The sequence below is a fragment of the Pseudomonas sp. AGC41 genome (assembly GCF_057334555.1).
The window spans coordinates 220535-226799 of sequence record NZ_JBHFJB010000039.1 but is presented as its reverse complement, the minus strand read 5'-3'; the positions used below and the strand labels follow the sequence as shown (position 1 = coordinate 226799).

The following is a 6265-nucleotide window of genomic DNA, read 5'->3' as shown; positions in this document are numbered from 1 at the left end:
CACCACAGGGGTGTCATGCATTTTCCGAGGCCAGCGGCTTTACCGCTCAAACAACTCCAACTGCTCAAACCCGCCCCGCAAATCCTCCAACCTCACCCCTATCCCCAACAATCGCACCGGCTTACCGCCGCGGTTGAACGCCTGGGTCAACAGTAGCTGGTAGCTGCCCAGGTCCCGCCCTGCCCCGGCCTGCTCAAGGGTGGTCTGGGTGAAGTCATGGAATTTCACTTTGACGAACGGCTTGCCCGGTCGGTAGCTGCTGTCGATCCGCGCCATGCGCCCACCCAGGGTTTCCATCAGTTCGGGCAGTTTGTCGAGGCAGCTCTGCAGATCAGGCAAATCGACGTCGTAGGTGTTTTCCACGCTGATGGATTGCCGCCGGCTGTCGTTGTGCACCAGGCGCTCGTCAATCCCACGGGCGAGGCCCCAGAGTCGCTCGCCGAAACTGCCGAATTCGCGCACCAGCGCCAACTTGTCCCACTCGCGCAAGTGCCGGCAGTCAATAATCCCGAGCCTGTTCAACTTGTCGGCGGTGACCTTGCCGACGCCGTGCAGCTTGCTCACCGGCAGCGCCGAGACGAAATCTTCCACTTGGTCCGGCGTGATGACGAACAGGCCGTTGGGCTTTTTCCAGTCACTGGCGATCTTGGCGAGAAACTTGTTCGGCGCCACGCCGGCGGAAACGGTGATATGCAGCTGGTTGGAAACACGCCGGCGAATATCCTGGGCGATGCGCGTGGCACTGCCGCCAAAATGCGGACTGGCGGAGACGTCCAGATAAGCCTCGTCCAGCGACAGCGGTTCGATCAGGTCGGTGTAATCGCTGAAAATCGTCTGAATTTCCCTGGAGGCCTCCCGATAGGCGTCCATTCGCGGCTTGACGATGGTCAGGTCGGGGCAGAGCTTCAGCGCGTGGCCGGAAGACATGGCTGAGCGCACACCGTAGGCCCGCGCCTCGTAATTGCAGGTCGCGATGACCCCGCGCCGGTCCGCCGAGCCTCCGACCGCCAGAGGTATGCCGGCCAGCCGCGGATCATCGCGCATTTCGATCGCGGCGTAGAAGCAGTCGCAGTCGACGTGGATGATTTTGCGTTGCGTCATATAAGCAGCGGTACATGCGATAGATCGGAGCGCCAGTATCTCACTCGAACCTGTACATAGCACCAGTAGTTTGAAAGATCCTTCGCCAGATGTGGAAAATGCCTACATGAATGTGTTTCTTCAATCGCAGCGAACCGCCCAATAGAGCGCCAGGCCTTGCCAGGCCTGCGTCACAGCGCTGTCACATTGCCTTGGCGAAGGCTAACCATTTGAAGCTGAACAGGTTTTTCCAGCACAGGGGTTGACAGTCGGGCGATTCTCTGTAGAATGCCGCCACACAGACGCGGGATGGAGCAGTCTGGTAGCTCGTCGGGCTCATAACCCGAAGGTCGTCGGTTCAAATCCGGCTCCCGCAACCAAACATCAGAAAAGGCTACTCGAAAGAGTGACCTTTTTTGTGTGCGCGTGTTTTCCCCTGCCGGTGCATTCCATGTCGCTACGGCCATCGCAAAACGTCGAAGTTGTAGGACGATTTCCGTTTGTTTTCGCGTATTTAGGTGAACCGGCCGTTTATTTCATCCGGCGCCCCATTAACGGTTGACAGTCCTGCGTTCGCCTGTAGAATGCCGCCACACAGACGCGGGATGGAGCAGTCTGGTAGCTCGTCGGGCTCATAACCCGAAGGTCGTCGGTTCAAATCCGGCTCCCGCAACCAAACATCAGAAAAGGCTACTCGAAAGAGTGACCTTTTTTGTGTGCGCGTGTTTTCCCCTGCCGGTGCATTCCATGTCGCTACGGCCATCGCAAAACGTCGAAGTTGTAGGACGATTTCCGTTTGTTTTCGCGTATTTAGGTGAACCGGCCGTTTATTTCATCCGGCGCCCCATTAACGGTTGACAGTCCTGCGTTCGCCTGTAGAATGCCGCCACACAGACGCGGGATGGAGCAGTCTGGTAGCTCGTCGGGCTCATAACCCGAAGGTCGTCGGTTCAAATCCGGCTCCCGCAACCAAATATCAAGAAAGGCTGCTCGAAAGAGTGGCCTTTTTTGTGTGTGCCGAAAAACCTCCATTACAAATATTTTGTAATTATTTTCCGCCGCAGGGATTGGTAACTTGGCTGGATACCCCCATCCTGTCGCGCATAGCTCAAGAGGTGATTGATGCGCGCCCACTCGTCTGCCCCACAAGACACTGTCAATGCGACACAACCGATCAAGGCCGAGCGATTGCGCTGGCTGGACCGGATCAGCCAGTACCGGCAACCGATCGGCCTCGCCGTCACGCTGCTGCTGTTTGCGATTGCCTTGATCGCCTGCCGTCACCTCCTGAGCGAACTCGACCTCTACGCCCTCCACGATTCGATCCTCGAGGTGCCGCGGCCGGCGCTGCTCGGTGCGATAGCCGCCACCGTGGCCGGCTTCATCATTCTGCTGGGCTATGAATGGTCCGCCACTCGCTACGCCGGCGTGAAGCTGCCCACCCAAACCCTGATTCTCGGCGGCTTCAGCGCGTTTGCCATCGGCAATGCGATCGGCCTGTCGCTGCTGTCGGGCGGTTCGGTTCGCTATCGCCTGTATGCCCGCCACGGTTTGGGGGCGGCGGATGTCGCCCACATGACATTGTTCGCCAGCCTGTCCCTGGGCTGCGCGCTGCCGCCATTGGCGGCACTGGCGACGTTGAGCAACCTGCCTGCCGCCTCTGCCGCCCTGCACCTTCCCGCCACGTTGCTGGGGGTGATCGCCGTTGCCGTGCTGCTGCTGACCAGTGCGCTGGCCATCGGCATCTATCGTCGCCGCCTGCCGGAACAACCCTATCGGCATGCCCTGCTGGTCAAGGCCGGTCGCCGCACGCTGCGTCTGCCGGGCCGCCGTCTGACGCTCCTGCAACTGATCATCACCGCGCTGGATGTCGCGGCCGCTGCAACTGTGCTCTATCTGCTGCTGCCGGAGGCGCCACCGTTCGGCCCCTTCCTACTGGTTTACCTGCTGGCGCTGGCCGCCGGCGTCCTCAGTCATGTGCCGGGCGGCGTCGGGGTGTTCGAAGCGATCCTGCTGGCCGCGTTTGCCGACAAACTCGGGGCGGCGCCGCTGGCAGCCGCCCTGCTGCTGTATCGGCTGATCTATGTGCTGCTGCCGATGCTGGTGGCGTGCGTGTTGTTGTTGATCAATGAGGCACAACGGCTGTTCCAGACCCGCCAGACCCTGCGAGCGGCGTCCGGTTTCGCGGCGCCGATCCTGGCAGTGCTGGTGTTCCTGTCCGGCGTGGTGCTGCTGTTTTCCGGCGTGACGCCGGAGATCGACACGCGCCTGGAGCACATCGGTTTCCTGATCCCGCATCGCCTGGTGGACGCCTCGCACTTTGGCGCCAGCCTGGTGGGCGTGCTGTGCCTGTTGCTGGCCCAAGGCCTGCGTCGCCGCTTGTCCGCAGCCTGGATGCTGACCACTGTCCTGTTGCTGGTGGGCGCCCTGCTCTCGCTACTCAAGGGTTTCGACTGGGAAGAAGCCACGCTGCTGACGCTGACCGCAGCCCTGCTGGCAGTCTTCCGGCGTTCCTTTTACCGCCCAAGTCGCCTGACGGAGCTGCCTTTCTCGCCGTTGTTCCTGATTGCCAGTCTCTGCGTGCTGGGTGCGTCGATCTGGCTGCTGCTGTTTGCCTATCAGGATGTGCCCTACAGCCATCAACTGTGGTGGCAGTTCACCCTGGACGCCGACGCGCCTCGTGGCCTGCGCTCGCTGCTGGGTGCCGCGGTGCTGCTGGTGGTGGTGTCCCTGACCTGGCTGCTGCGCACCGCTCGGCCGGTGATTCACCTGCCAACGGCTGAAGAGCTGGAGCGCGCCAGGACGATTCTCATGGCGTCTTCGCAACCCGACGGCGGCCTGGCCCTGACCGGCGACAAGGCGTTGCTGTTTCATCCCAACGATGAAGCCTTCCTGATGTATGCCCGCCGTGGCCGCAGCCTGGTGGCGCTGTACGACCCGATCGGGCCGACCCAGCAACGGGCGGAAATGATCTGGCAGTTTCGTGACCTGTGCGACATCTACCACGCCAGGCCAGTGTTCTATCAGGTGCGTGCCGAGAACCTGCCCTATTACATGGACATCGGCCTGACTGCGATCAAGCTGGGCGAAGAAGCGCGGGTCGATCTCAAGCGTTTTGATCTCGAAGCCAAGGGCAAGGAGATGAAGGACCTGCGCTACACCTGGAACCGCGGCACCCGTGACGGCCTGTCACTGGAAATCCATGAACCGGGCCAGGCGCCGATGGACGAACTCAAGGTCATTTCCGATGCCTGGCTGACCGGCAAGAATGTGCGCGAGAAAGGTTTCTCCCTGGGGCGATTCAGCCATGATTACCTCAAGCACTTCCGCATCGCGGTGATTCGTTTCGAGGGGCGTCCGGTGGCGTTCGCCAATCTGCTGGAAACCCACAGCCATGAGCTGGCCAGCCTTGACCTGATGCGTGCTCATCCCGAAGCCCCGAAGCTGACCATGGAGTTCATGATGGTCGGCCTCATCCAGCATTATAAAAACCATGACTACGCCCGCTTCAGCCTCGGCATGGTCCCGCTCTCGGGTCTGCAACCGCGTCGCGGCGCCCCATTGACCCAGCGCCTGGGTTCGATGGTGTTTCGCCGTGGCGAGCAGCTCTACAATTTCCAGGGCCTGCGCCGCTTCAAAGACAAATTCCAGCCTGACTGGGAACCTCGTTACATGGCCGTGCCCGCCGGACTCGATCCGCTGGTGGCGCTGGCCGATACCGCCGCCCTGATTGCGGGCGGCCTGACTGGATTGGTGAAACGCTGATGATGCAACGCTCCTGGCGATACGTAGTGGCCGCCCTGCTGGTGCTGGCGGTGATTCTTGGTGGCGGCTACTGGTACTGGAACCGCCCGGCACCGCAACCGACCCTGGAACAACTGGAGCCGGCCGACGGCGTGCCGATGACCCGAGTCATCCCCGGCACCAAGCCACGCGCCCAGGTGCTGGTGGCGGTCAATGAAGACCAGAAGCTCAGCGACACCCAATTGACGACCCTCAGCCGCAGCGGCTCGGCGCAGATCGTCCAGGTGATCCTGCCCAAGGACTGCATGCTCCAAGGGCGCGCCTTGCAAGCCGGCCTGCGACAGTTGCACGGCCCGGCCACGCTGGTCAGCGGCATCGGTCCCGGCGCGGTGCTGGCCTGGCGCTGGCTGGCTGAACAGAAGGACGACAAGGCCCAGGCCGTCTCGGTCGACCTGGCCCTGGAAAAACCCGGCTGCACCCACCTGCTGCCCAAGAGCGCTGCCCATGGTCGCTGGCTGGTGGCATGGAACGATAACCCCGACGATACCAGCGCCGCTTTCGTGCGTGACCAGAAGAATGCCGAAACCAGCATCAGCGACTACGACATCAACCTCGCGCAGGTACTGAACAACGAGCTGCGCAAGATCCTGGTGGGCGCCGACAAGGGCAAGGGTGGCCTGAGCATCCCGGTGGTGGAAGTCCCCGCCAGCCAGGCCCGGGACACCGTGACGCTGTTTCTCTCCGGCGACGGTGGCTGGCGTGACCTGGACCGCGACGTGGCCGATGAGATGGCCAAGGTCGGTTACCCGGTGGTCGGCATCGACACCCTGCGCTATTACTGGCAGCACAAGAGCCCCGAACAGAGCGCGACCGACCTGACCGAACTGATGCAACACTATCGCCAGATCTGGGGCACCAAACGCTTCATCCTGACCGGCTATTCCTTCGGCGCCGATGTCCTGCCGGCGATCTACAACCGCTTGCCGGCGACAGAACAGCAGCGGGTCGATGCGATTATCCTGCTCGCCTTTGCCCGCACCGGCAGCTTCGAAATCGAAGTCGAGGGCTGGCTCGGCAACGCCGGCACCGAAGCCGCCACCGGCCCGGAAATGGCCAAGCTGCCGGCGGAAAAAGTGGTGTGCATCTACGGCGCCGAAGAAGCCAACGAAAGTGGCTGCACCGACAAGACCGCCGTAGGCGAAGCCATAAAGCTGCCCGGCGGCCATCACTTCGATGAAAACTACCCGGCCCTGGCCAAGCGGTTGATCGATGAGATCAACAAGCGGCAGACCACACCTGCTGCGCAGTAAGCTGATAAACAGCTGACAAAAAGCCCCTACAACCTCACGGTGCAGGGGCTTTTTGTTGCCCGCCGGGTGCCCCCACCCCCTGTGGGAGCGAGCCTGCTCGCGAAAGCGTCGGGTCAGCAGGTCCTTGTGCC

3 protein-coding genes and 3 tRNA genes are annotated in these 6265 nt (G+C 61.9%); 5 read left to right on the top strand and 1 reads right to left on the bottom strand.

The window, feature by feature from the left end; all coding sequences use genetic code 11:
* Positions 1–39 precede the first annotated feature (39 nt).
* A complete protein-coding gene (gene dinB / locus ACE04F_RS08075) occupies positions 40–1101 on the bottom strand; it encodes a DNA polymerase IV (protein ID WP_486105712.1) in 1062 nt (353 codons plus the stop codon).
* A 282-nt stretch (positions 1102–1383) separates the two neighbouring features.
* On the opposite strand from dinB, the gene ACE04F_RS08070 reads away from it, so the two are divergent.
* The 5 genes from ACE04F_RS08070 to ACE04F_RS08050 all read left to right on the top strand — a co-directional run bounded on the left by ACE04F_RS08070 (position 1384) and on the right by ACE04F_RS08050 (position 6134).
* Positions 1384–1460, top strand: a tRNA-Met gene (locus ACE04F_RS08070).
* Positions 1461–1679: 219 nt separating this feature from the next.
* Positions 1680–1756 (top strand) — tRNA-Met (locus ACE04F_RS08065).
* Between the two features lie 219 nt (positions 1757–1975).
* Positions 1976–2052, top strand: a tRNA-Met gene (locus ACE04F_RS08060).
* Positions 2053–2202: 150 nt separating this feature from the next.
* On the top strand, positions 2203–4845 hold the full coding sequence (gene mprF, locus ACE04F_RS08055) for a bifunctional lysylphosphatidylglycerol flippase/synthetase MprF (protein WP_486105711.1): 2643 nt from the start codon (positions 2203–2205) through the stop codon (positions 4843–4845).
* Positions 4845–6134 carry a virulence factor family protein gene (locus ACE04F_RS08050; protein WP_486105710.1) on the top strand — a complete coding sequence of 430 codons (1290 nt, stop codon included), beginning with the start codon at positions 4845–4847 and terminating at the stop codon, positions 6132–6134. Before mprF ends, ACE04F_RS08050 begins: the two co-directional genes overlap by 1 nt.
* The last annotated feature ends 131 nt before the right edge of the window (positions 6135–6265 follow it).